The organism is Pararoseomonas baculiformis (assembly GCF_017813395.1).
Lineage (GTDB): Bacteria > Pseudomonadota > Alphaproteobacteria > Acetobacterales > Acetobacteraceae > Roseomonas > Roseomonas baculiformis.
In genome coordinates, this window is the sequence record NZ_JAGIZB010000002.1 from 240,947 (window position 1) to 264,972 (window position 24,026).

At 69.6% G+C, this 24,026-nt stretch carries 21 protein-coding genes; 11 read left to right on the top strand and 10 right to left on the bottom strand.

Annotation, left to right across the window (positions count from 1 at the left end):
* Positions 1 to 50 precede the first annotated feature (50 nt).
* The 3 genes from J8J14_RS03220 to J8J14_RS03230 form a co-directional block, all read right to left on the bottom strand.
* Positions 51 to 1,328: a class I SAM-dependent RNA methyltransferase gene (locus J8J14_RS03220; protein ID WP_209377993.1), complete on the bottom strand. Its 1,278-nt coding sequence runs from the start codon at positions 1,326 to 1,328 to the stop codon at positions 51 to 53.
* 67 nt (positions 1,329 to 1,395) lie between these two features.
* Entirely contained in the window at positions 1,396 to 2,622 is a 1,227-nt protein-coding gene (locus tag J8J14_RS03225) for an acyl-CoA dehydrogenase (RefSeq protein ID WP_456307502.1), read from the bottom strand.
* A gap of 183 nt (positions 2,623 to 2,805) precedes the next feature.
* Positions 2,806 to 4,365, bottom strand: coding sequence for a DEAD/DEAH box helicase (locus J8J14_RS03230; RefSeq protein WP_456307503.1), 1,560 nt, complete (start codon positions 4,363 to 4,365; stop codon positions 2,806 to 2,808).
* A 799-nt stretch (positions 4,366 to 5,164) separates the two neighbouring features.
* Here J8J14_RS03230 and J8J14_RS03235 point away from each other — a divergent pair.
* The 3 genes from J8J14_RS03235 to J8J14_RS03245 all read left to right on the top strand — a co-directional run bounded on the left by J8J14_RS03235 (position 5,165) and on the right by J8J14_RS03245 (position 7,502).
* Entirely contained in the window at positions 5,165 to 5,890 is a 726-nt protein-coding gene (locus J8J14_RS03235; protein WP_209377995.1) for an alpha/beta fold hydrolase, read from the top strand.
* A gap of 19 nt (positions 5,891 to 5,909) precedes the next feature.
* Positions 5,910 to 6,245 carry a hypothetical protein gene (locus J8J14_RS03240; RefSeq protein WP_209377996.1) on the top strand — a complete coding sequence of 112 codons (336 nt, stop codon included), beginning with the start codon at positions 5,910 to 5,912 and terminating at the stop codon, positions 6,243 to 6,245.
* A 63-nt stretch (positions 6,246 to 6,308) separates the two neighbouring features.
* Positions 6,309 to 7,502, top strand: a complete 1,194-nt coding sequence (locus tag J8J14_RS03245; protein ID WP_209378002.1) for a DNA topoisomerase IB — start codon at positions 6,309 to 6,311, stop codon at positions 7,500 to 7,502.
* Between the two features lie 19 nt (positions 7,503 to 7,521).
* On the opposite strand, the gene J8J14_RS03250 is transcribed toward J8J14_RS03245, so the two are convergent.
* Positions 7,522 to 8,523 carry an aldo/keto reductase gene (locus J8J14_RS03250; protein ID WP_209378004.1) on the bottom strand — a complete coding sequence of 334 codons (1,002 nt, stop codon included), beginning with the start codon at positions 8,521 to 8,523 and terminating at the stop codon, positions 7,522 to 7,524.
* Between the two features lie 97 nt (positions 8,524 to 8,620).
* On the opposite strand from J8J14_RS03250, the gene J8J14_RS03255 reads away from it, so the two are divergent.
* Positions 8,621 to 9,511: a LysR family transcriptional regulator gene (locus J8J14_RS03255; RefSeq protein ID WP_209378006.1), complete on the top strand. Its 891-nt coding sequence runs from the start codon at positions 8,621 to 8,623 to the stop codon at positions 9,509 to 9,511.
* Positions 9,512 to 9,559: 48 nt separating this feature from the next.
* On the opposite strand, the gene parE is transcribed toward J8J14_RS03255, so the two are convergent.
* The 3 genes from parE to J8J14_RS03270 form a co-directional block, all read right to left on the bottom strand.
* Entirely contained in the window at positions 9,560 to 11,533 is a 1,974-nt protein-coding gene (gene parE, locus J8J14_RS03260; protein WP_209378007.1) for a DNA topoisomerase IV subunit B, read from the bottom strand.
* A gap of 121 nt (positions 11,534 to 11,654) precedes the next feature.
* Positions 11,655 to 12,164 carry a DNA starvation/stationary phase protection protein Dps gene (gene dps / locus J8J14_RS03265; protein ID WP_209378009.1) on the bottom strand — a complete coding sequence of 170 codons (510 nt, stop codon included), beginning with the start codon at positions 12,162 to 12,164 and terminating at the stop codon, positions 11,655 to 11,657.
* Between the two features lie 170 nt (positions 12,165 to 12,334).
* Complete coding sequence (locus tag J8J14_RS03270) at positions 12,335 to 14,050, bottom strand: MFS transporter (protein ID WP_245215313.1); 1,716 nt, start codon at positions 14,048 to 14,050, stop codon at positions 12,335 to 12,337.
* Positions 14,051 to 14,107: 57 nt separating this feature from the next.
* On the opposite strand from J8J14_RS03270, the gene J8J14_RS03275 reads away from it, so the two are divergent.
* A complete protein-coding gene (locus tag J8J14_RS03275) occupies positions 14,108 to 14,437 on the top strand; it encodes a DUF962 domain-containing protein (protein WP_209378011.1) in 330 nt (109 codons plus the stop codon).
* Positions 14,438 to 14,513: 76 nt separating this feature from the next.
* Positions 14,514 to 14,711 (top strand): hypothetical protein, encoded by a 198-nt coding sequence (locus J8J14_RS03280; RefSeq protein ID WP_209378013.1) that lies wholly within the window; start codon positions 14,514 to 14,516, stop codon positions 14,709 to 14,711.
* A 48-nt stretch (positions 14,712 to 14,759) separates the two neighbouring features.
* Here the strand turns inward: J8J14_RS03280 and J8J14_RS03285 are convergent, their stop codons facing one another.
* The gene (locus J8J14_RS03285) at positions 14,760 to 16,046 is read right to left on the bottom strand and encodes an NCS2 family permease (protein ID WP_209378015.1); all 1,287 of its coding nucleotides are present in this window, start codon (positions 16,044 to 16,046) and stop codon (positions 14,760 to 14,762) included.
* Between the two features lie 144 nt (positions 16,047 to 16,190).
* On the opposite strand from J8J14_RS03285, the gene araD reads away from it, so the two are divergent.
* The 3 genes from araD to J8J14_RS03300 all read left to right on the top strand — a co-directional run bounded on the left by araD (position 16,191) and on the right by J8J14_RS03300 (position 19,401).
* Positions 16,191 to 17,981 (top strand): L-arabinonate dehydratase, encoded by a 1,791-nt coding sequence (gene araD / locus J8J14_RS03290; protein WP_209378016.1) that lies wholly within the window; start codon positions 16,191 to 16,193, stop codon positions 17,979 to 17,981.
* Positions 17,982 to 18,002: 21 nt separating this feature from the next.
* Positions 18,003 to 18,719: a ribonuclease activity regulator RraA gene (locus J8J14_RS03295; RefSeq protein ID WP_209378017.1), complete on the top strand. Its 717-nt coding sequence runs from the start codon at positions 18,003 to 18,005 to the stop codon at positions 18,717 to 18,719.
* A 70-nt stretch (positions 18,720 to 18,789) separates the two neighbouring features.
* Positions 18,790 to 19,401 carry a cysteine hydrolase family protein gene (locus tag J8J14_RS03300; RefSeq protein ID WP_209378018.1) on the top strand — a complete coding sequence of 204 codons (612 nt, stop codon included), beginning with the start codon at positions 18,790 to 18,792 and terminating at the stop codon, positions 19,399 to 19,401.
* A 14-nt stretch (positions 19,402 to 19,415) separates the two neighbouring features.
* Here J8J14_RS03300 and J8J14_RS03305 read toward each other — a convergent pair whose 3' ends face one another.
* Together J8J14_RS03305 and J8J14_RS03310 are read right to left on the bottom strand one after the other, a co-directional pair.
* The gene (locus tag J8J14_RS03305) at positions 19,416 to 20,648 is read right to left on the bottom strand and encodes an MFS transporter (protein ID WP_209378019.1); all 1,233 of its coding nucleotides are present in this window, start codon (positions 20,646 to 20,648) and stop codon (positions 19,416 to 19,418) included.
* Positions 20,649 to 20,732: 84 nt separating this feature from the next.
* Positions 20,733 to 21,527: a helix-turn-helix domain-containing protein gene (locus tag J8J14_RS03310; protein ID WP_209378020.1), complete on the bottom strand. Its 795-nt coding sequence runs from the start codon at positions 21,525 to 21,527 to the stop codon at positions 20,733 to 20,735.
* 237 nt (positions 21,528 to 21,764) lie between these two features.
* Here J8J14_RS03310 and J8J14_RS03315 point away from each other — a divergent pair, with 237 nt between their 5' ends.
* Positions 21,765 to 23,051, top strand: a complete 1,287-nt coding sequence (locus tag J8J14_RS03315) for a CaiB/BaiF CoA transferase family protein (RefSeq protein WP_209378086.1) — start codon at positions 21,765 to 21,767, stop codon at positions 23,049 to 23,051.
* On the top strand, positions 23,048 to 24,025 hold the full coding sequence (locus J8J14_RS03320) for a Bug family tripartite tricarboxylate transporter substrate binding protein (RefSeq protein WP_209378021.1): 978 nt from the start codon (positions 23,048 to 23,050) through the stop codon (positions 24,023 to 24,025). The genes J8J14_RS03315 and J8J14_RS03320 overlap by 4 nt, the downstream gene beginning before the upstream one ends.
* The last annotated feature ends 1 nt before the right edge of the window (position 24,026 follow it).

Genomic DNA, 24,026 nt, shown 5'->3' on the forward strand with positions numbered 1-24,026 from the left:
GGTCCGTTCCCTTCGGGATCGGAGAAGAGTTCTGAACTTCCCGCCAGAGTTCAAGAGCCGCGTGAAAGTGTCACGACGGCTTCAACCTGGGAGGACCAGAGGAACTGGTCCACGGCCACGGCCCGCTCGATCCGCCAGCCCGGCGCGCGGGCGAAGACGCCGAGGTCCCGGGCCAGGGCGGCCGGGTTGCAGGAGACATAGATCACCCGTGGAATGGTGGAGCGGGCGAGAATGGCGGCCTGTTCCGCCGCGCCGGCGAAGGGGGGGTCCAGCACCAGGGCGGCGGCGCCGTTCAGTTCCGGCGGGAGAAGCGGCTGGCGCACCAGGTCCCGGCGCGTCGCCTTCACGCGGGCGCCGGCCCGCCCGGCAGCGCTGGCCAGGGCCGCGGCCGCATCGGGGGCGCCCTCATACGCCTCCACGCGCCCGCGGACGGCCAGGGGAAAGGTGAGGGTGCCGAGCCCGGCATGCAGCTCGATGATGCGGGGCTTGCCCGGCATGCGCCGGGGCAGTCCTTCGAGGACGGCGGCAACAATCGCGGCCTCGCCCTGCGGCGTGGCCTGGAGGAAGGCGCCGGGGGCAGGCACCACCGGCACGCCGGAAAGGGTAACAGCGACAGGGCCGAGCTGGGCGGCCATTTCCGGCGTTTCGCGCGTGCCCTCCCGGGACCAGGCGATGCGCGGGATACCCTGGGCCTCGGCGAAGGCCGCGAGAAGGCTGCGGTCCCTGGGCGAGAGCGGGCCATCGGTGCGGAGCCAGAGATCGGGGCCCGTATCCAGCAGGTTCACCATCGCCGAACCGGCACGGTGAAGCGCGGGCAGGCTGGCCAGCATCGCCCGCAAGGGCTCGACCAGCGCCAGGATGCGGGGCTGCACGACGAAGCAGACCTCCATGTCGAAAGGCTCGGCGGAGCCGCGCGCATGGAAGCCGATGGTGATACCCCCGGGCCGGCGCCGGATGGCGAAATCGGCACGGCGCCGGCTATTGGGCGGGCTGGGCTTCGCCGCCTCGACCGGCACGTCGCGGAAGCCGGCGCGGGAGAGGGCTTCCGCTACGCGCGCGGCCTTCCAGGCTGCCACGGAGGCATCGGCCAAGTGCTGCACCGCGCAGCCGCCGCAGGTGCCGAAATGCGGGCAGGGCGGGGCAATGCGGTCCGGGGAAGGGGATTCCACGGCGATGAGGGCGGCGGCGCGGCCATCGCCACGGGCTGGGCCGGGATCGGCCTCCACCACCTCGCCCGGCAGGGCGAAGGGAACGAAGAGGGGGCGCCCTGCCTCGTCGCGGGCGATGCCGTCCCCGGCAGCGCCGAGGGCCTCGATGGTCACGCGCATCCTGGATTCCAAAACAAGAAGGGCGGCCCCGCAGGGCCGCCCCTTGTGAACGCGATACCGGTCCGGATCAGCCGAAGGCGTTCAGCCCGGTCTGGGCGCGGCCGAGAATAAGGGCATGCACGTCATGCGTACCCTCATAGGTGTTCACCGTCTCCAGGTTCATGACGTGGCGGATCACGTGGTACTCGTCCACGATCCCGTTGCCGCCATGCATGTCGCGGGACACGCGGGCGATATCGAGCGCCTTGCCGCAGTTGTTCCGCTTCATCATGGAGATCATCTCCGGCGCGGCCTTGTGCTCATCGAACAGGCGGCCCAGCCGCAGCACGCCCTGCAGGCCGAGCGTGATCTCGGTCTGCATATCGGCCAGCTTCTTCTGGATGAGCTGGGTCTGGGCCAGCGGCTTGCCGAACATCTTGCGGCCCAGCGTGTACTCGCGGGAGCGGTGCCAGCAATCCTCGGCGGCGCCCATCACGCCCCAGGCGATGCCGTAGCGGGCGCGGTTGAGGCAGGAGAAGGGACCGGCGAGGGACTTCACGCCGGGCAGGCGGTTCTCCTCCGGCACGAAGACCTCATCCATCATGATCATGCCGGTGACGGAGGCGCGGAGCGAGAGCTTGCCCTCGATCTTCGGCGCGGTCAGGCCCTTCATGCCCTTCTCAAGGATGAAGCCGCGCAGCACGCCCTCGTCGTCCTTCGCCCAGACCACGAAAACATCGGCGATCGGGGAGTTGGAAATCCAGGTCTTGGAGCCGGAGACGAGATAGCCGCCATCCACCTTCTTCGCCCGCGTCCGCATGGAGTTCGGGTCGGAGCCGGCATCGGGCTCGGTCAGGCCGAAGCAGCCGACATATTCGCCGGTGCGGAGCTTCGGCAGGTACTTGTCCTTCTGCTCCTCGGAGCCGAAGGCCCAGATCGGGTACATGACAAGGGAGGACTGGACGGAGAAGGCGGAGCGGTAGCCGCTGTCCACCCGCTCCACCTCACGCGAGATCAGGCCGTAGGAGACATAACCGACGCCGGCGCAGCCATGGCTGTCGAGGGTCGCGCCCAGGAAGCCCATCTCGCCGAACTCGTTCATGATCTCCCGGTCGAAGTGCTCGCGCCGGGTCGCCTCGATCACGCGGGGCAGCAGCTTGGACTGGCAGAACTCGCGCGCCGCGTCGCGGATCATGCGCTCGTCTTCGGTCAGCTGCTCCTCGAGCAGCAGAGGGTCGTCCCACACGAAGGTGCCCATCTTCTGCGGAACGCGGGCCTGGGGGGCCTCCGGCATGACCTGGGTGACGACGTTCATCTCTGCGTTCCTCTCATGGGCAGTCCAGAAGGCGGCGCATCCTGCCCCAGCAGGGCCGCGGCTGCCATGCCGGGCAGGCCCGGCGCGGCGCTTTGTGCCCTGTTTTAGCGCGGGAGCGGCGGGCACGCACCGCTCCGTCTTCGGCGGGGAGACGGGACTCGTCCCCCCGGCCAGTCCCGAGGCTCAGGCCGCCTCGGCCTCGTCGTCCCGCACCCGCTTCGGGCGGGGCACCGGGATCAGCATGAAGGCGGGAATGGCATCGCCGAAGCCGACCACGGAGGGGCCGAGATCGTCCTGGCGGTAGCGGCGCTCATCGCGGTCGCGCCTGGGGCGCTCCTCGCGGTCACGGCGCGGGCGCTCATCGCGGCTCCACTCGCGCGCAGCGTCGCGGTTCACCTCCTCAAGCACCCGATCGGCGGAGCGGCTCTCGCGCCGCGGGGCCTCGCGCTCCTCGCGGGCGGCATGGATCGGGCGTTCCTCGCGCGGAGCACGCTCCTCACGGGGGGCACGCTCCTCACGCGGGGCACGTTCTTCACGCGGGGAACGCTCGTCGCGGCGCCCGCGGCCACCCTCGCGGCGGCCGGCCTCCCGGGACTCGCCGCCGCGCTCGCGCCGGCCCTCGCCGCGTCCGGACTTCGCGGCGTCGCGGCCACGGTCGTTTCCGCGCCCCCGGCCGCGCCCACGGCCCGTGGCCTTCAGCGCCGCCTGGATCTCCTCGGGGTCCACGGGGTCCAGGCCCTCGATGGTCATGGGCGGGATCGGGCGCCCGGTCAGGGCCTCCACCGCCGCCACGGCCTTGGCCTCGTCCGCGGTGGAAAGGGTATAGGCATGGCCCTCCCGCCCGGCACGGCCCGTGCGCCCGATGCGGTGGACATAATCCTCCGCATGATAGGGCACGTCGAAGTTGAAGACGTGGGAGAGGCCGCCGATGTCGATCCCACGGGCCGCGACATCGGAGCAGACCAGGAGCTGCAGCTCACCCGCCTTGAACTTCTCAAGCGTGGCGAAGCGCACGGACTGGGCCAGGTCGCCATGCAGGGCGCCCACGCTGAAGCCGTGCTTCTTCAGGCTCTTGTAGAGGATGTCCACATCGACCTTGCGGTTGCAGAAGATCAGCGCGTTCTGCACCTTCTCCCGCTTGATCAGGCGGCGCAGGGCCTCGCGCTTGTCGCGCTCCTGCACCCAGACCAGCCCGGCGGTGATGGTGGTGGCCACCGAGGCGGGCGCGGAGACGCTGATCTCGCGCGGGTTCTGCAGGAAGGCGTCCGCCAGGCGGCGGATCTCCGGCGCCATGGTCGCGGAGAAGAACAGGGTCTGGCGCAGCTTCGGCAGCATCGAGACGATGCGCTCGACATCGGGGATGAAGCCCATGTCCAGCATGCGGTCGGCCTCGTCGATGACGAGAACCTTGCAATCCGCCAGCAGGATGCGCCCGCGATCGAACAGGTCCAGCAGGCGGCCCGGGGTGGCGATCAGGACGTCCACGCCCTTCTCAAGCACCTGCTTCTGCTCATCCATGCTCTCGCCACCAATCAGCAGCGCATGGGTCAGGCTCAGATACTTGCCGTACCTGACGAAGTTCTCGGCGACCTGGAGGGCCAGCTCGCGCGTCGGCTCCAGGATCAGGCTGCGCGGCATGCGGGCCTTGGCGCGGGAACCGGCCAGGATGTCCAGCATGGGCAGGGTGAAGCCGGCGGTCTTGCCCGTGCCGGTCTGGGCACAGCCCAGCACGTCCCGGCCCATCAGCACCACGGGGATCGCGGCTTCCTGGATCGGGGTGGGGTGGACATAGCCGGTCTCGACGACGGCACGGAGGATCGGGTCGGAAAGGCCGAGATCGGCGAAGGTGGCGCGGGGGGCGGCTGCCGCCTCGTCCTCCTCCTCCTCCTCGTCTTCGTCGTCCTCGTCCGACTCGTCCTCGCCATCCTCCGTCTCCTCGCCGGAGAGGGGAGGCAGGTCGGAGCCGGTCTCGCCGGCATCATCGGCATCCGCGCCGGTCTGCCCGGCATCCTCCGTGCCGGAGGCCATCAGGGCCTCGATGGGCTGGGCCGTCTCGAAGACAGCCGGGGCCTCGGCGAAGCGGGGCGATTCGCCCTCGCCCACGGGGTCGCCATCGGCGGCGCCTTCCGTGCTGCCGGTGGCGCCTGCCTCGGGCAGGGCCTCGCGCGCGGCCGTGGGCAGGGTCTCCGGAACGGTCTCCGGGGCCTGGCCCTCCTGGGCGTCGCTATCGGCGGGGCGGGGCTGGTCGTTTTCGGTCAAGCGTGTGTTCCTGTGCCGCCGCCCGGCCATACATGGCGGGGGCGGCGAAAGTCGGCTGCTTCATCAATGGTGTCGGGCGCCATGCGGCATGGCCGGAAGCGCCCGGCCGATGGTCCGGCGTGGCGCGGCCATTCTCACCCCGGCGGCGACGCCGGCAGGATTGACAGCCGCGCGGCACGCAGCCGCGTGCGCGCGATATGCGCCCGGAACGGCCGCGATGCAAGGTTGAACGGGGTGATTCGGCCCGGTTGCCCCCGGTTTCCCGCCATGTTTCACCAGGGCGATGACCCGCACGCCGCTCCTTTTCCTCCCCGGCCTTCTCTGCGACGAGCGGCTCTGGCGCGACCAGGTGGCCGGGCTGGCAGGCCTCGCCCGGCCGGTGGTGGCGGACCTTACCAGGGATGATGCGGTGGTGGCCATGGCGGCGCGGGCCGTGCGCGCCATGGACGAGGCGGGCGCTGGACGCTTCGCCATGGCCGGCCTTTCCATGGGCGGCTACGTGGCGCTGGAGGTGATGCGCCAGGTGCCCGGGCGCGTGGAGCGGCTGGCCCTGTTCGACACCTCCGCCCGACCGGACACGCCCGAGCAGTCGCGGCAGCGGCGCGGCCTGATGTCGCTCACCCGGTCCGGCCAGTTCCGCGGCGTCACGCCCCGCCTGCTGCCGCGCCTGCTGCATGCCACGAACCAGGACGGGCCGCTGGCCCGGGAGGTGATGGACATGGCCGAGCGCGTGGGGCGCGACGCCTTCCTGCGCCAGCAGGCCGCCATCCTGGGCAGGCCGGATTCGCGCGGGGACCTTTCTGGCATCGCGGTGCCAAGCCTCGTCGCGGTAGGGGAAGCGGATATCCTCACCCCGCCTGAACTGGCGCGGGAGATCGCGGAGGGAATCCCCGGGGCGGTGCTCCGCATCATCCCGGGCTGTGCGCACCTGCCCAGCATGGAGGCGCCGGAGGTCGTGAACGCCATCCTGCGCGACTGGCTGGGCGGCGCATCTTCAACGGGCAGCTAGCGCATCCCATCTCGCGGGCATGAGACAGGCCAGACGCCCCTTCCTGGCGGTGGCGCTGATGGCGCTTCCGCTGCTTTCCGCCGGTACGGCCGCGGCCCAGGTGAGCTTCGGCATCGGGATCGGCCCAGCCTATCCTGTCTATCCCTACCCGTATGCCTACCCACCGCCGCCGGCCTGGTACGTGCCGCCCTTTCCCGCCTATGCGCCGCCACCGGCCTATGTGGCACCGCGCGCGGCGGGGCAGGCCTGCTATGCCGGGGCTTATATCTGCCCGCTGGAGCGGCCGGTGCCGGCAGGCGATGCCTGCGCCTGCCCGGCGCGCAATGGCGGGCGGGCCTGGGGCCGGGTGGGCTAGTAGTAGCAGCTCTGAAACCGGGGGCGAGCCGGGCCGCTTCCTTCCCCAGGAAGGAACGACGTCATGCCACGCGACACGACAAGCACCCCGGATGGGGATGAGATCATCGTTGACCCGCGCGAGGCGGCGCGGGCGGCCGGCCTGCGCTATGTGAGCGATACGAAGCCGGGCATCACGCGCCATGCGAAGGGCGACGCCTTCTTCTACCGCGCCCCCTCGGGCGAGCCGGTGCGCGACGAGGCGGTGCTGGAGCGTATCCGCAGCCTCGCCATTCCGCCGGCCTATACCGATGTGTGGATCTGCCCTTTCGAGAACGGCCATATCCAGGCCACGGGGCGGGATGCGCGCGGGCGCAAGCAGTACCGTTACCATCCGCGCTGGCGCGAGACGCGGGACGCGACGAAATACGAGCACATGGCGGAATTCGCGGCCGCGCTGCCCGCCATCCGCGCGCGGGTGGCGGAGGATATGCAGAAGAAGGGCCTGCCACGGGAAAAAGTGCTGGCCACGGTCGTGCGGCTGCTGGAGACGACGCTGATCCGTGTGGGCAATGACGACTACGCCAAGGAGAACGGCTCCTTCGGCCTGACCACGCTGCGCAACCGCCATGTGAAGGTGGAGGGCGGGACGATGCGCTTCGCCTTCAAGGGCAAGAGCGGCAAGAGCTGGAAGCTGGGCGTGCAGGACCGGCGCGTGGCGAAGGTCGTGCGGGAATGCCAGGACCTGCCGGGGCAGGAGCTCTTCGCCTACACCGATGAGGACGGCTCGGTGCATGATGTCAGCTCCGGCGACGTGAACGAGTATCTCCGCGAGATCACGGGGCGGGACATCACCGCGAAGGATTTCCGCACCTGGGCCGGCACGGTCATGGCGGCCCTCGCGCTGCGGGAGTTCGAGACCTTCGACAGCCAGGCCGCCGCCAAGCGCAACATCCGTGCAGCCATCGAGCAGGTGTCCTCGCGCCTGGGCAACACGCCGACGGTCTGCCGAAAATGCTACGTCCATCCGGACCTGCTGGATGGCTACATGGCCGGGCAGCTCGCGCTGGAGATCGCCGAGGCGGCCGAGGAGGAGCTACGTGAGGAGATCGCCCATCTCCGGCCGGAGGAGGCGGCCGTGCTGGCGCTGCTGGCGAAGCTGAAGACGCAGAAGGCAGCGCCGGCCCCAAAGCGCGCGCGCAAGCCGGCAGGCGGGCCCGGGCAGAAGCCACGGGCCCGGGCGAAGGGAAAGGCGGGCGCGGAGGCGACCGCCGCCTGACCCGGCAGCGGCCTGTCGCTCAGCGATGCGGGGCTTCGCTGTCCATATGGGCAAGCTGCGCCTCGGGGTAGCGGGCGCCGGCCGCGGAATTCCGGGGAATGGCCGCCTCGATTGCCTCGAGGCTCCTCTCGTCCAGCTGGACGGAGAGGGCGCCGAGCGCCTCGTCCAGCCTTTCCCGCCGGCGCGCGCCGATCAGGGGCACGATATCGGCACCGCGGGAGGCCACCCAGGCGATGGCGAGTTGCGCGGCTGTGGCGCCGCGCGCCTCGGCGGCCCGGCCCAGTGCTTCGGCCAGCGACAGGTTCCGGTCCAGGTTCGCACCCTGGAAGCGGGGTGACATGGCGCGGAAGTCTCCGTGCGCGCCGCGGTCCTTCGACCAGTGCCCGCTGATCAGCCCGCGGGAGAGCACGCCATAGGCAGTGATACCGATGCCCAGTTCCCGGCAGGTGGGAAGGATCTCATCCTCGATGCCGCGGGAGAGAAGGGAATACTCGATCTGCAGGTCGGCGATCGGGTGCACGGCATGGGCGCGCCGGATGGTCTCGGCCCCCACTTCGGACAGTCCGATATGGCGGATATGACCCTGCCGCACGAGCTCCGCCATGGCGCCGATCGTCTCCTCGATCGGCACAGCCGGGTCGAGGCGGGCAGGGCGGTAGAGGTCGATGTGGTCGGTCCCGAGGCGGCGGAGGGAATAGGCAAGGAAGTTGCGGATGGCGGCGGGGCGGGAATCATAGCCGTTCCATTCGCCATCCGGCCCGCGCAGGGCGCCGAACTTCACGCTGATCGCCAGCTTTTCGCGGGGAAGGCTTCGCAGCGCCTCGCCGATCAGCATCTCGTTGTGGCCCATGCCGTAGAAGTCGCCGGTGTCGAGCAGGGTGATCCCCCGTTCCACGGCCATGGCGATGGTGGCGAGGCCCTCCGCGCGGTCGGCGGGGCCGTAGAGGTCGGACATGCCCATGCAGCCGAGGCCGAGGGTGGACACATGCGGGCCGGTGCGGCCGAGTTGGCGCTGTTCCATGGGGTGCTCCATCGGTTGAGGTGACGGAGCCGATATGCGCCCAGGCGGTCTCCCGCTTAATCCCGTATGATCCGCACGGGCTGTTCGGGAATCGCGAATGATCAGGCCGTCGCTGGAGGACCTTGAGCTTCTTGCCGCGGTGGTGCGCCATGGCAGCTTCCGCCGGGCTGCGCAGGCGGCTGGGCTGTCTCCGTCCAGCGCCACGGAGCGGATCCGGGCGCTGGAGGACCGCGTTGGCGTGCGCCTGCTGAACCGCACCACGCGCAGCGTGGCGCCGACCGAGGCTGGCGCGGCGCTTCTGGGCCGGCTGGCGCCCGCGCTGGACGAGATCACGGCGGCGCTGGCGGCGGCGGGCCAGGCCGGAGCGGGGGTTTCGGGCACGCTGCGCCTCAATGCGCCGCCGCCCGTCACACAGCTGGTCCTGGCGCCCTTGCTGCCGCGCTTCCTGGCGCGCCATCCGCGCGTGGTGGTGGATGTCACCTCCGAGAGCGGCTTCGTGGACATCGTGCGCGGAGGCTTCGATGCCGGCGTGCGCTACGGGGAAAGCCTGGCGCTGGACATGATCGCCGTGCGGCTGGGCGGGCCGCAGCGCTATGTCGTCGTCGCCTCGCCGGCGCTGATTGCCGCCACCGGCCGCCCCGCCACGCCGCATGACCTGCTGGGGCTGCCCTGCATCCGGACGCGCTTCAGCAGCGGCACGATGCTGCCCTGGGAATTCGAGCGGGAGGGGCAGGTGGTGGCCATCCGCCCGGAGGGGCCGCTGATCACCAGCGATGCCCATCTGGGCATCTCTGCCGCCCTGCAGGGGCTGGGCTTCTACGCCACCTTCGAGGGCTGGGCAGAGCCCTTCATCCGGTCCGGGCAGCTCATCCCGGTGCTGGAGGAGTGGCTGCCGCCCTTTGAGGGCCCGTTCCTCTACTATCCTTCGCGGCGCCACATGCCGGCGGCGCTGCGGGCCTTCGTGGATTTCCTGAAGGAGGTTGCCTGAGGGGCAGGAGCGGCCCGCCGCCCCCAGGTCGCCCGCCCCTATGCCCCGTCAGACATCCACCTCGGCCTCGTCCAGCTTCGATGCGTTCTCCTGGATGAACCTGAAGCGGAGCTCCGGCTTGCGGCCCATCAGCGCCTCGATCAGCTCTGCCGTTTCCGCCCGCGCCTCGGCGGGCAGGACGACGCGGAGAAGGGTGCGCTTCTTCGGGTCCATGGTCGTCTCCTTCAGGGAGGCCGGGGGCATTTCGCCCAGGCCCTTGAAGCGGCTGACCTCGACCTTCTGGTTCGCCTTGAATTCGCGCTTCAGGATGCGCTCGCGGTCGGCATCGTCGCGCGCATAGATCGACTTCGCGCCGTGCTGGAGGCGATAGAGGGGCGGCTGGGCCAGGAAGACGCGGCCGTCCCGCACCAGGGCAGGAAGTTCCTTGTAGAAGAAGGTCATCAGCAGCGCGGCGATATGGGCGCCGTCCACATCCGCGTCCGTCATGATGATGATGCGGCCATAGCGCAGCCGGGCCAGGTCGAAGCGCTCGCCCACGCCGCAGCCCAGCGCCTCCACCAGATCGCGCAGCTCCTGGTTGGCGCGCAGCTTCTCGGTGCTGGCGGAGGCCACATTCAGGATCTTGCCGCGCAGCGGCAGCACGGCCTGGGTCATGCGGTCCCGCGCCTGCTTGGCGGAACCGCCGGCGGAGTCACCCTCCACCAGGAAGAGTTCCGTGGCTTCCGCATTCTCGCTGGAGCAGTCGGCAAGCTTGCCGGGCAGGCGCAGCTTGCGCGTGGCGGTCTTGCGGGGAACCTCCTTCTGCTCGCGGCGGCGGATGCGCTCCTCGGCGCGCTCAATCGCCCAGGACAGGAGGTTGTCGGCGTTGCGCGTGTCGCCGGTCAGCCAGTGGTCGAAGTGGTCGCGCAACCCGTTCTCCACGAGGCGCGCGGCCTCGGGGGAGGTAAGCCTGTCCTTGGTCTGGCCCTGGAACTGCGGCTCGCGCACGAAGACCGAAACCATGCCGGCGAGCCCGCCGAACAGGTCCTCGGCCGTGACGCTGGCGGCGCGCTTCTCCTTGCGCAGCTCGCCATAGGCGCGCAGGCCCTTCACCAGGGCATTGCGGAACCCGGCCTCATGCGTGCCGCCCTGGGGCGTGGGAATGGTGTTCGCATAGGTCGAGAGGAAGCCCTCGCCCTGCTCCAGCCAGGTGGCCGCCCATTCGGCGCGGCCGGCGCCGTTCGGGAAAGTGGCCTCGCCGGCCCAGGGGGTGGGGGTGACGGTGACCTTCCCCTCAATGGCGGCGCCCAGGTAGTCCGAGAGGCCGCCGGGGAAGTGAAGCGTGGCCTGGGCGGGGGTTTCGTCCTTGATGAGCGACGGATCGGCGGACCAGCGGATCTCCACGCCCTTGTAGAGATAGGCCTTGGAACGGCAGAACCGGTACAGGCGCGCGGCCAGGAAGGGCAGCTTGCCGAAGATCTCGGGGTCCGGCCGGAAGCGGATGGTGGTGCCGCGGCGGTTATGGACCGGCCCGGCATTCTTCAGCTTGCCCAGCGGCTTGCCGCGCGAATAGGCCTGGGTGAACAGGGTGCGGTCGCGCGCGACCTCCACCTCCATCCGCTCGGAGAGGGCATTCACCACCGAGGAGCCGACGCCGTGCAGGCCGCCCGAGGTGTCATAGGCCTTGCCCGAGAACTTGCCGCCGGAATGGAGGGTGGTGAGGATCACCTCCAGCGCGGAAAGCTTCGGGAACTTGGGATGCGGGTCCACGGGGATGCCGCGGCCATTGTCCCGCACCGTCAGCCAGTTGTCCGGCTCCAGCGTGACCTCGATCCGGTCCGCATGGCCAGCCACGGCCTCGTCCATCGCGTTGTCGATGATCTCGGAAGCCAGGTGGTGAAGGGCGTTCTCGTCCGTGCCGCCGATATACATGCCCGGGCGCCGGCGGACGGGCTCGAGCCCCTCCAGCACCTCGATGTCAGCCGCGGAATAGCTTTGCTGGGCCGGGCCCTTCGGAGGGCGGCCGCCGAATAGATCGTTCATGTCTTGTTCTGGGTCCCCGGCCCAAATTAGCCATCCGGGGAGCCAGATGCAACCGCCGCCTGCCCTGGGGGAGCAGGCGGGCGGCCATCAGCGCCGGGCCGTGGCCCGGATGCCCGTCAGGTCAGTTCTTGCCCTGCAGATGGGCCTCGATCATCCACAGCGCCTTGTCCACCTCGCGCGAGACCTGCGTCAGCAGGTCGGAGGTGTCGGCGTCGCCCGCCTCGTCGGTGGCGTCGATGCCCTCGCGCAAGGCCTGGGCCATCTGGGCGTAGCGGTCGGCCAGGGCGGCGCAGTGGTCCATGCCGTCCAGGAGCTTGGCGTCATAGGGCTTGATGCGGGTCTGGGCGCCGACGGCCTGGGTGGTGCCATCCGGGATGCCGCCGAGCTGGACGGCGCGCTCGGCCAGCTCGTCCGACTGCTCGTTGAGGATGGTGTAGAACTCCTCGAACATCTTGTGCAGCCCGTAGAAATGGCTGCCCTTCACGTTCCAATGCGCCTGCCGCGTGGCATTGGTCAGGTCGATGATGTCGGCCAGGGCGCCCTGGAGCACGTTGACGCTGACGGCTTTGCCGTTGCTCGGCGTGTCGTTGCGGGTCTTGTTGGGCACCTTGGCGGTTTCGGCCTTGGCCATGATGGCTCCTTCGCGTTCGAGTCCGATGGACGGGCTTCATCATGGGGTGAAGCACGCCCTCGGCAACCGCAATGCCCCGGGGCGGAGAAGGTTTCTGGAAAGAAGGTGCCCCGCCTGCCGCGCATGGCCCGCACGGCGGAACGCCCCAGGGCGCCTCCCTATACTGCTCCCTATACGGGCAGCTGCACGAAGCGCTCGGCCTCGGGCGCCGTGCCGGGCTGCTGGAAGGCGGCGGCCCTGGCAAGAAGGGCATGGTCCTGCTCGGACAGCCGGGATTGCTCCCGCAGATGGTCGGTCCAGGAGCGGACGGCCCAGAGCTCGATGTAGCGCTCGGGATGCGCCACGTCCTCATAAAGGCGCCAAATAATGGCGCCGGCACGCAGGCGCACGCCGCGAACCTCGGCCATGGCCTTCAGGAAGGCATCCCTGGAATGGGGCGGGACCGAATACCGGACGGATTCGAGAAGCCGCGCATCAAGGGTGCGGAGGGTGGGCATGATCTCCGGCGCCGGGGCCTCGGGCATGGGCTCCACCAGGCGCGCTGGAACCGGCTCCGGCGGTGCTGCCTCCAGCGGCAGGCGGCGGGAGAGGACGGAGAGAAGGATGCTTGCCACGCCGAAGATGACGAGTGTCTGCGGCACGCCGATGAGCGAGCCGCCGATGCCGCCCAGGGTGGAGCCGAGCACCATGGCGCCGAAGGTGGCGACCTGGAACAGCCCGATGGCCCTGGCCCGGACCCAGGGGCGGGCGGCGAACTGCGAGGCTGCGCTGAGGGTCGATGTCATCCCGAGCCAGGAGGCACCGTAGAGCAGCATGGCCATGCCCGCGGGCAGCCAGTGCGGCGAAAGGCCCAGCAGGACGATGGAGATGCCCATCATGCAGGAGCAGGCCACGACGATGTTCGAGCGGGAGAGGCGGTTCCGCAGCGCCGGCAGGCCGAAGCTGGCGGCCACGGCGCCCACGCCCATGGCGCCGAGCATGAGGCCGAAGGCCGACGGGCCAAGGCCGAGGCGGAAGCGCACGATGATGGGCAGCAGGCCCCAGACCGCCGAGCCCGCGAAGAAGCTGAAAGTGGCGCGGATGATGATGCCGCGCATCACCGGGCTGGCGAGGACGTAGCGCACGCCGCTGCCCATCGCATCCACCAGGCCCTCGCGCGGGGCAAGGTCCGTCTGCGGCTGGCGTTTCCAGAGGAAGAGCGCGCCGGTGAGATAGAGGAAGCAGGCGGCGTTGAGCGCGAAGGCGACCTCGGCGCCCGCCCAGCCCAGCACGATGCCGCCGAGCGCCGGGCCGATGGCGCGCGAAAGGTTGAAGCCCATGGCGTTGAGGACGATCGCCTGGACCAGGTCCTCCCGCACCACCAGTTCCGGCGTCGTGGCGCCGAAGGCGGGGAAGTTCGCCGCCGCGCCGATGCCGATGCAGAAGGTGAGGGCGAGCAGCCCCCAGGGCCCGAGGGCGCCCGCGGCGGTGAGGACGCAGAGCAGCAGCGCCATGGCGCAGATCCAGATCTGCGTGCCGATCAGGAAACGGCGCCGGTCCATGATGTCGGCCAGCGCGCCAGCTGGCAGGGCCAGCAGGAAGACCGGCAGCATGGAGGCCACCTGGACCAGGCTGACCATGACAGGGGAGGGGGAGAGGGAGGTCATCAGCCAGGCGGCGCCGGTGCTTTGCACCCAGCCGCCGATATTGCTGATGAGGGTGGCGACCCAGAGCATCCGGAAGGCGGGGTTCCGGAACGGGACGAAAGCGGTGGGGGCGGGCATCGGCGGGGGAAAGGACCGGAGGGGGCTGAGGGTTTCGGACCGGCCATGGCCGGCGGCCCGCTCGGGCTGCCCTCCTGGATGCGGTGCGGTGCCCAGGGTGGTGGAGCGGGGCGGGATGCTCAAGGGCATGTTTGCATCGCGGGCTCGCGATTCACGATGCCGATCGTCTAGGCTCCGTCCATGGCCCGGCGGATCACGACCTACACGGAATTCTGGCCCTATTACCTGCGGGAGCATGCGGACCCGCGGACAAGGGCCGTCCATGTCGCGGGAACGCTGATCGGCGTCACGCTCTTCGTGGCCGGAGTCGTGCTGGGGCGCTGGTGGCTGATGCTGGCGGGCCTGGTGAGCGGCTATGTCTTTGCCTGGGTGAGCCACATGACAATCGAGCGGAACCGGCCGGCCACCTTCACCTATCCGCTCTGGTCGCTTGGCTCCGACCTGCGGATGGCTTGGCTGTTCGTCACGGGGAGGCTGGGCGAGGAGCTCCGGCGGGCCGGGATTGGCTGAACCCTCCTTCGGCAACGCCGGCCGGACGCGATGCTTTCATCCCGTTGCGGTTCAATCCGGAGAAGGAGGACAAGGAATGGATGAGCCGAGGATGGTGACGGTGGAGGTGGCCGGGAAGCGCCATGTCGGCGAGTACCGGGTGGAGGGCGACCTCGTCACGGTGCGCTCCGAGGATTTCGGGGGCGAGGAGAGCGGCCATGCCGGGGATGACGACCCGCATGACATCGCCCGCCTGCTGCTGACCGAAATGATCCGGCGCAAGGAAGACCTCTAGCCGCCCCTCCGTTGCCCGGGGCGCAGGAATGCAGGGTGCCCTGTCGGATCAGGACAGGGCGAGCTGGGCCGCGGAGAGAAGGGCGAGCACCCAAACCGCCCCATGCACCTCCCCAGGCCGTCCCGCCGCGAGCTTGATCAGGGCATAGGCCGTGAAGGCGATGCCGATGCCTGTTCCGATGGAGAAGGTGAAGGGCATGGTGATCGCGCCGAGGATAGCCGGCAGGTATTCCGTGATGTCGCCCCAATCCAGGTGCTTCAGCGGTTCCGCCATGAGGCAGGCCACGAAGACGAGGGCCGGTGCGGTGGCGAAGGCCGGGATGGCCGTTGCGATCGGCGAGAGGAACAGGGCGAGGATGAAGAGGATGCCGACGGTGAGAGCGGTCAGCCCCGTTCGTCCGCCGGCCTGGATGCCGGCCGCGCTCTCGATATAGCTGACGGTGGGCGAGGTGCCGAGGGCGGCGCCGATCATGGCGCCGCCGCTATCCGCCACCAGCGCCTGGCCGAGGCGCGGCACGGAGCCATCCGGCCGCATCAGCCCGGCACGATGGGTGGTGGCGATGAGGGTGCCCGCATTGTTCAGCAGGTCGGCCACGAAGAAGGTGAAGACCACCGGCGCCACGGCCAGGGTGAAGGCACCGGCGAGGTCCATCTGGAGCAGGGTGGGGGCGATGGAGGGCGGTGCGGAGACAAGGCCACCGAAGCGGGTGAGGCCAAGCGGGATGCCCGCCAGGGCCGTGGCCAGCACGCCGATGATGATGGCGCCCGGCACGCGCCGCGCCGTGAGGGCGGCGATGAGGATGAACCCGGCCGAGCCGAGCAGCACGGGGGCGGAGCCGAGCTTTCCCTGGGTGACCAGCGTCGCCGGATGGTCCACCACCAGCCCCAGGTTCTGCAGCCCGATCAGCCCGAGCAGGAGGCCAATGCCCGCGGCGATGCCCAGCTTCAGCGACAGCGGGATGCCGTTGATGAGCCATTCCCGGAAGCCCGAGAGGGAAACGATGAGGAAGATGATGCCGGACAGGAAGACCGCCCCGAGCGCCACCTGCCAGGACAGGCCCATCTCGCCCACCACCGCATAGGCGAAATAGGCGTTCACGCCCATTCCCGGGGCGAGAGCGATGGGGAAGTTCGCCAGCAGCGCCATCAGCGCGCAGCCGATGGCGGCCGCGACGCAGGTGGCGACGAAGGCGGCGCCGGGATCGATCCCCGCCGCGGCCATGACCTGCGGGTTCACCACGATGATGTATGCCATGGCGAGGAAGGTGGTCAGGCCGGCCATCATCTCCCGCCGGGGCGTGGTGCCGTTCTCGGCGAGCCGGAAAAGCCTTTCCATCGGTCGTCCTATCCATGGGAATGCTGCGGCGCAGGGAAACAGGCCTTGTGCGTCGCCGCAACGGCCCGCCGAGCCGCGCGGAGCCCCTGGCGCCATTCTGCAAATCTGCTATGTCAGTCCCAAGATCACTCCGGAGGATGCGTGATGGCCGATCCGAACCTGCCGCCCGAGTCCCTCGAGCCTGGCCCCACCGAGCCCGGCCCGAAGCGCAAGACCGCCGCCGAGCTGCGCTCGGCCCGCTGGTTCGGCCCCGCCGACCTCCGCAGCTTCGGCCACCGTTCCCGCGCCATGCAGATGGGCTACGCGCCCGAGGAATGGACGGGCAAGCCGGTGATCGCCATCGTCAACACCTGGTCCGACCTCAACCCGTGCCATGTGCATTTTAAGCAGCGCGTGGATGACGTGAAGCGCGGCATCCTGATGGCGGGCGGCTTTCCCGTGGAGCTTCCGGCGATCTCGGTGTCGGAGAGCTACGTCAAGCCGACGACCATGATGTACCGCAACTTCCTGGCCATGGAGACGGAGGAGCTGCTGCGCTCCCACCCCGTGGATGGCGCGGTGCTGATGGGCGGCTGCGACAAGACCACCCCGGGCCTGCTGCTGGGCGCGACCAGCATGAACATCCCGGCCATCTTCCTGCCGGCCGGCCCGATGCTGCGCGGCAACTGGCAGGGCAAGGTGCTCGGCTCGGGCTCCGACAGCTGGAAGTACTGGGACGAGCTGCGCGCCGGGAAGATCACGGACCAGGACTGGTTGGGCGTGGAGGGCGGCATCGCCCGATCCTACGGCACCTGCATGACCATGGGCACGGCCTCCACCATGACCGCCATCGCGGAATCGGTGGGCATGGTGCTGCCGGGCGGTTCGTCCATCCCCGCCGCCGATGCCGGGCATATCCGCCTGGCCAGTGAAAGCGGGCGCCGGATCGTGGAGATGGTCTGGGAAGACCTGACCCCCCAGAAGATCCAGACCAGGGCCGCATTCGAGAACGCCATCGCGGTGGCCATGGCGATGGGCTGCTCCACCAACGCCATCATCCACCTGATCGCGATGGCCCGCCGCGCGGGCCAGGATATCGGGCTGGAGGATTTCGAGCGCTTTTCCCGCCGCGTGCCGGTCATCGGCAATGTCCGCCCCTCCGGCTCCACCTACCTGATGGAGGACTTCTTCTACGCGGGCGGGATCAGGGCGCTGATGAACAACATCCGCGAGCATCTCGATCTCACCTGCGTCACCTGCACGGGCAAGACGCTGGGCGAGAACATCGAGGGCATGCGGGTCTATAACGAGGACGTCATCCGCCCGACCTCCAACCCCATCTATGGCGAGGGGTCGCTGGCGGTGCTGAAGGGCAACCTGGCCCCCGATGGCTGCGTCATCAAGCCGGCCGCGATGGACCAGAAGTTCCTCAAGCATTCCGGCCCGGCCGTGGTCTTCGACGACTATCCCTCCATGAAGAAGGCCGTCGAGGACGAGAACTATCCCTTCACCCCGGATACGGTGATGGTGCTGCGCAATGCCGGGCCCCAGGGCGGCCCGGGCATGCCGGAATGGGGCATGCTGCCCATGCCGAAGAAGCTGCTGAAGATGGGGCTGCGGGACATGATGCGGATGTCCGATGCCCGCATGTCCGGCACCTCCTACGGCGCCTGCGTGCTTCATGTTTCCCCGGAATCCTATATCGGCGGCCCGCTGGCCCTGCTACGGAACGGCGACATCGTGACGGTGGATGTGGATGCCCGCACCATCAACATGGAGGTCTCCGAGGAGGAGCTGGCGCAGCGCCGCGCGGAGTGGAAGGCGCCCGAGCCGCGCTTTGAGCGGGGCTATGGCTACATGTTCACCAAGCATATCCAGCAGGCGAACGAAGGCTGCGACTTCGACTTCCTGCGCACCGAGTTCGGCGCCCCTGTGCCCGAGCCGGTGATCTACTGATCCAAGGGGGAGTATCGATTCATGGCCCTGTCCAATGAGACGCGGGAGAAGCTCAAGGGCGTCTCCACCGCGACGCTCGCCACGGCTCTCTACAAGCGCGGGTTCCGCCAGCAGTTCATCCAGGATGTGAAGCCGCTGCGCCTCCGTTCCGAGAGCATGGTGGGCGAGGCCTTCACCCTCCGCTACATCCCGGCGCGGGAGGACCTGAACAAGCTCGAGGTTTTCCGCGACCCCGAGCATCCGCAGCGCAAGGGCGTGGAAATGTGCCCGCCCGGCGCCGTGATGGTGATGGACAGCCGTAAGGATGCGCGCGCGGCTTCCGCCGGCTCGATCCTCATCACGCGGCTGATGGTGCGCGGCGTGGCAGGGGTGGTGACCGATGGCGGCTTCCGCGACGCGGCCGAGATCGCCGAGATGGACATCCCTGCCTATCACAGCCGCCCCTCCGCCCCGACCAACCTGACGCTGAACCAGGCGATCGAGCTGAACGTGCCGATCGGCTGCGGGGACGCGCCGGTGTTCCCGGGCGACGTGATCGTGGGCGACGGCGACGGGGTGATCGTGATCCCGGCGCATCTGGCCGATGAGATTGCGAATGAGGCGGTGGAGATGACCGCCTATGAGGATTTCGTCACCGAGCGCGTGCGTGGCGGCCAGCCCATCATCGGCCTCTATCCCGCGACCGATCCCGCCAATCTTGAGGCTTTTGCGGCCTGGCGTAAGGAGAAGGGGCGCTAGGCGCCCTTTCCCGGGAAATCCCGGCGGCATCCGGCGCGTTTCCTCCGGGCCAATCTGGAGGAACGGCTGGATGTCGGACGAAAAGGGCCTTCGCTTCGGGCCTCCGGGCGCGGGTTGCGCCCATCTCTGCGTGGATATGCAGAACCTCTTCGCCGAGGGCACCAAGTGGCACACGCCCTGGATGAAGCGCGTGCTGCCCGTGGTGGAGCGGATCGCCGCCGCCCATCCGGAGCGGACGGTCTTCACCCGCTTCATCCCCGCCGCCCGTCCCGGGGAAGGGCAGGGGACCTGGCGCCCATACTGGGAGCACTGGAGCGAAATGACCCAGGAGGCGCTGCCTCCTGAGATGATCGAACTGCTGCCGCCGCTGGCCCGGCTGGTGCCGCCCGCGCGGGTGGTGGACAAGAAGGTCTATTCCCCCTGGGGGGAGCCGGAGCTGCAGGCCCTGCTGAAGGAATGGGGGACGGATACGCTCGTCGTCACCGGGGCGGAGACGGATGTCTGCGTGCTCGGGGCGGTGCTGGGCGCGGTGGATCTGGGCTACCGCGTGATCATCCCCACCGACGCGCTCTGCTCATCCTCCGACCGCACGCATGACGCGCTGCTCACCCTTTACCGGGAACGCTATGGGCGCCAGGTGGAGACGGTGACGACGGATGAGCTGCTGGAAGCCTGGCGCTAGGGCAGCGCTGGGCATCAGCCCCGGGGCCTGCTGCGCCGGTTCAGGACAAGAATGGCGGCCAAGGCGGTGAGCCCGGCCGTGGCGCAGATGATCACCGCGCCCGAGGGGCTGAATCCCTCCGCCAGCCCACCGATCAGCAGCTGGCCCAGAGGGCCGAGGCCAATGCAGACCGTGACCAGCCCCAGCTGTCGGGAGCGCAGATGCTCCGGCACATCGGACAGGATGAGGGTGGTCTGCATGTTGCTGAACAGGGCGAGCCCGAGCCCGCCCAGCACGAGGATGGCGCAGGCCAGGGCGTAGCTCGGCATCAGCGGCATGGCGAGCACCGTGACGAGGAAGCCGATGGATCCGGCCATCATGAGGTGGCGAGGGTTGGCGCGGGGCGTTCGCCGCGCCAGGAGGAAGCCGCCGATGAGCCCTCCCAGCGGCTCGCCGGCCGCCAGGAGGCCGACCAGCGCGTCGGAGACCCCGTAGACGCTGCGCGCCATGGGCGCGACCAGCGCGACATAGGAGAAGGCGAAGACATTCATCGTGGCCGTCACGGCCAGCACCATCAGCACCGTGGGCTGGCGCAGGGCGAAGGCGAAGCTTTCCAGCAACTCGCTGGGGATGCGGGCCAGGATGAGGTCGCGGGTTCGCTGGCTGTACTGAAGCCCCGGCACCAGCAGCGCGGCGCCCAGGTAGCATAGGGCGGCCGTGGCGAAGGCTCCGTCCAGCCCGGACCAGGCATAGAGCACGCTGCCCAGCAGCGGACCCGCCATGCGGGAGAATGCACCGGTGAGGCTGTCCAGCGCGACCGCCCGCTGGATCATGGAAGGGCCGGCGGATTCGCTTACCATGCGGCGGCGCACGGCCATCTCCGTGGCCCAGACGCAGCCGCTCAGGAAGGCTGCCATCCCGATATGCCAGGGCCGGGCAAGGCCTGCCGCGTCCAGCAGCACGATGCAGAGCGAGGCGGTGCCGCTGAGAAGAAGACCACCCCAGAGAATGCGCTTGCGGCTCACCGCCTCGCACACCACCCCCATGATCGCGCCGAAGCAGAGAAGGGGCAGGGTGCGGAGGGCCGAGACGACGGCCACGGCCATGCCGGATTGCGTCGTCTCGAAGGTGAAGAGAGCCGCGGCCAGCATCTCCACCCAGCGCATCGCGTTGGTGGCCGCGCCGATGGCCCAGAGGCGCCGGAACTCGCGTGATCTGAACAGGCCACGTGGCGAGCCCGCCGCGTTTCCGACTGGTGAAGTTTCCATCCCCCGCCAGAATGCGCATGCGCGCGCGTCCTGACCAGACACCCAAAGGGCGGAACAGGGTGGCTGGGATGCAGTGTACGGCGTTTAGCCGGTGGGCTGGGCGATGCCGGTGATCAGGCCACCCAGCTCCGAGGCGGCTTCCCGTAGCAGCGGCATCATGCGCTCCACCACGCCCTCCAGCCCGATGGCATCGCGCAGATACATCAGGTTGAGGGAGGCCACGGCCAGTCCGCCCGCCAGGACCGGCACGGCGATGGCGCTGGCCAGCCCGCCATACTCGCGGGAGGCATAGGCGTCATCCATGGTGGCATAGCCAGCGGCACGAATGCCGGCGAGGCATGCCGCCACCTCGGCAGGGCGGGCGGCCAGGGCGTTCCAGGGCTCGGGCGAGCGGGCGGCGAGGGTGAGGGCGCGCTCCCGCTCCGCCTCGGCGCAGAAAGCCAGGTAGGCGCGGCCGAGGGAAGTGGCGAGGATCGGTGCGCGAAAGCCGGTGCGGCGCTCGAATAGGAAGCGGCCTTCGCCGCGGCTGGTATGGGCGACAACCATCGCGTCGCCGTCGAAGACACCAACATCGGAAGGCCAGCCGACCGCCTGCCGGAGGCGGCTCATGACCGGGATGGCGGCCACCCCGATCTGTCGGTGCAGCGCATAGCCCCCGCTGAGTTCCAGGGTCTTTCCCGTGGGCATGTAGAGGGGCTGGTGCGGGTGGCGGATGACGTAGCCCGCATGGATCAGCGTTTCCAGCATCCGGACGATGGTGGGCTGGTTCAGCCCGGTCAGGCGGTGGATGTCCCGGACCCCGGCGGTGTTGAGCCGGTTCACGGCGCGCAGCACGTCCAGCCCGCGCAGCAGCGCCGTGACCGGTTCATAGGAGGGCATGGACTCGTTCCCCGACGGCACGTCCTTTTCCGCTTTCCAGCGGCCTGGGAGCATGCCATAGTCTTATTGAAATACGATTTCAAAAGATGAAATCGCGTCCAGGGAAGAAAAAGGGGCGGGGCGGGAGCGCAATCGGCGACCAGCTTGCGTTGCCCTGTCCGGCAGGGAGGAATGCGTGGTTCCAACGCACCATCGGGCGCCGCCTTGCGCCCGTACCGCTTGAGCGGCCCAGCCTTGATGGACGATGCGGCAGCCCCAGCGCTTGGGCCCCTGGCCGGGATGAAGGTGCTGGACCTGTCGCGCGTGCTCGCGGCACCCTGGGCCACGCAGATCCTCGGTGATCTCGGCGCCGAGGTGCTGAAGGTGGAGCAGCCCGGAAAGGGCGACGATACGCGCGGCTGGGGCCCGCCCTTCCTGGAGGATGGCTCGGACCGCCCGGATGCCGCCTATTACCTTTGCGCGAACCGCAACAAGCGCTCCATCGCCATCGACTTCTCGCGCCCGGAAGGCGCGGCGCTGGTGCGGCGCCTAGCGGCTGAGGCGGACATCCTTGTCGAGAACTTCCGCACGGGCGGGCTGGCCAAATACGGGCTGGACGCGCCGGCGCTTCTCGCGGCCAATCCGCGGCTGATCTACTGCTCGATCACGGGTTTCGGTCAGAGCGGGCCCTATGCGTCACGCGGCGGCTACGACTTCCTGATCCAGGGCATGAGCGGGCTGATGAGCGTCACCGGCCGCCCGGAGGGCGAAGCCGGGGAGGGGCCGCTCAAGGTCGGCCTGCCCGTCAGCGATCTCTTCACCGGGCTCTATGCCGCGATCAGCATCCTGGCGGCGCTGAACCACCGCACCCGCAGCGGGGAAGGGCAGCATATCGACTGCGCCCTGCTGGACAGCCAGGTGGCGCTGCTGGTGAACCAGGCGATGAACTACCTGGTGGGCGGCGAGGTGCCGCGGCGGCTGGGCAATGCGCATCCAAACGTCGTGCCCTATCGCGATTTCGCGGCGGCGGACGACTACATCCTCGTCGCCTGCGGCAGCGACGGGCAGTTCCGTGCGCTTTGCACGCTCCTTGGCCGCGAGGACCTGGCCAACGATCCGCGCTACGCCACCAATGCCGGGCGCCTGCGGGATCGCAGGAGGCTTGAGCTGGAGATCGCCCATGCCATCGCGCCCTGGCGTGCTGCGGAGCTGCTGGCCGCGATGGCGGAGGCCGGCGTGCCGGGCGGCCCGATTAACACCATCGACCAGGTTCTTTCGGACCCGCAGATCATCGCGCGGGAGATGCTGCAGGTGATGCGCAGGGACGACGGGACGGAGGTGACGGTGATCGGCTTCCCCGGCCGCCTGTCCCGCAGCCCGGCCAGCTACCGCCTCGCGCCGCCTCGGCTGGGGCAGGACACGCGGGCCGTGCTGGCCACGGAACTCGGGCTGAGCGAGGCGGAGATCGAGGCGCTGCGGGCTGCGGGCGTGGTCGCCATGGGCGGGCCCATGCGCCAGGACAGCGAGGCGGAGAGGACAGCATGAGGCAGATGGGTCGTCGCTTCCTCCTTGGCGCCCTGGCGGGACTGGCCGCCGCGCCGGCCGCGCTGGCGCAATCCGCGCCATGGCCGACCCGGCCGATCCGGCTCGTCGTGCCCTTCCCCCCGGGTGGGCCGACGGACATCGTCGCCCGTGTGCTGGCGGAGCGCATGGCGCGCAGCCTGGGCCAGCCGGTGGTGGTGGAGAACCGGCCCGGCGCCAACGGCAATATCGGCAATGACGCCGTCGCCAAGGCAGAGCCGGATGGCCATACCGTTCTCTACAATACCTCCTCCATCACGCTGAGCCCTGCGCTCTACACCCGGCTCTCCTATGATGCGCAACGGGACCTTGCCCCGGTGCTGCAGACGGCGACCATCCCGCTGGTGCTCGCGGTGAACCCCTCGCTGCCCGTTCGCGATGTGAAGGGCTTCGTGGAGCATCTCCGCGCCCGGCCCGGCGCGCTGTCCTATGGCTCGGCCGGGAGCGGCAATGTCACGCATCTCGCGGCCTTCCTCCTGCTGCGCTCGCAGGGGCTGGAAGCGGTGCATGTGCCCTATCGCGGCAGCGCGCCGGCGCTGGTGGATGCCGCGGGCGGGCAGGTGCAGTTCCTGACGGATACGGTGAACTCCGCCCTGCCGCTGATCCGGGAGGGAAGGCTGCGCGCCCTTGCCGTGACCAGTCCGCGGCGCCTTGCGCCCCTGCCGGATGTGCCGACCATCGCCGAAACGCTGATCCCCGGCTTCGATGTGGGCGCCTGGCAGGGGATGATGGTGCCCGCGCGCACCCCGCCTGCCATCATCGAGCGGCTGAACGCTGCCGCGATGCAGGCATTGGCCGATCCGGAGGTGCGGGAGAAGCTGGCGCAGCAGGGCACGGAGCCACTGGGCTCCACCCCCGAGGAATATGGCCGCATCCTGCGCGCGGAGACGGAGCGCTGGGGCCGGGTGATCGCCGAGAGCGGCGTGAGGCTCGAGTAGC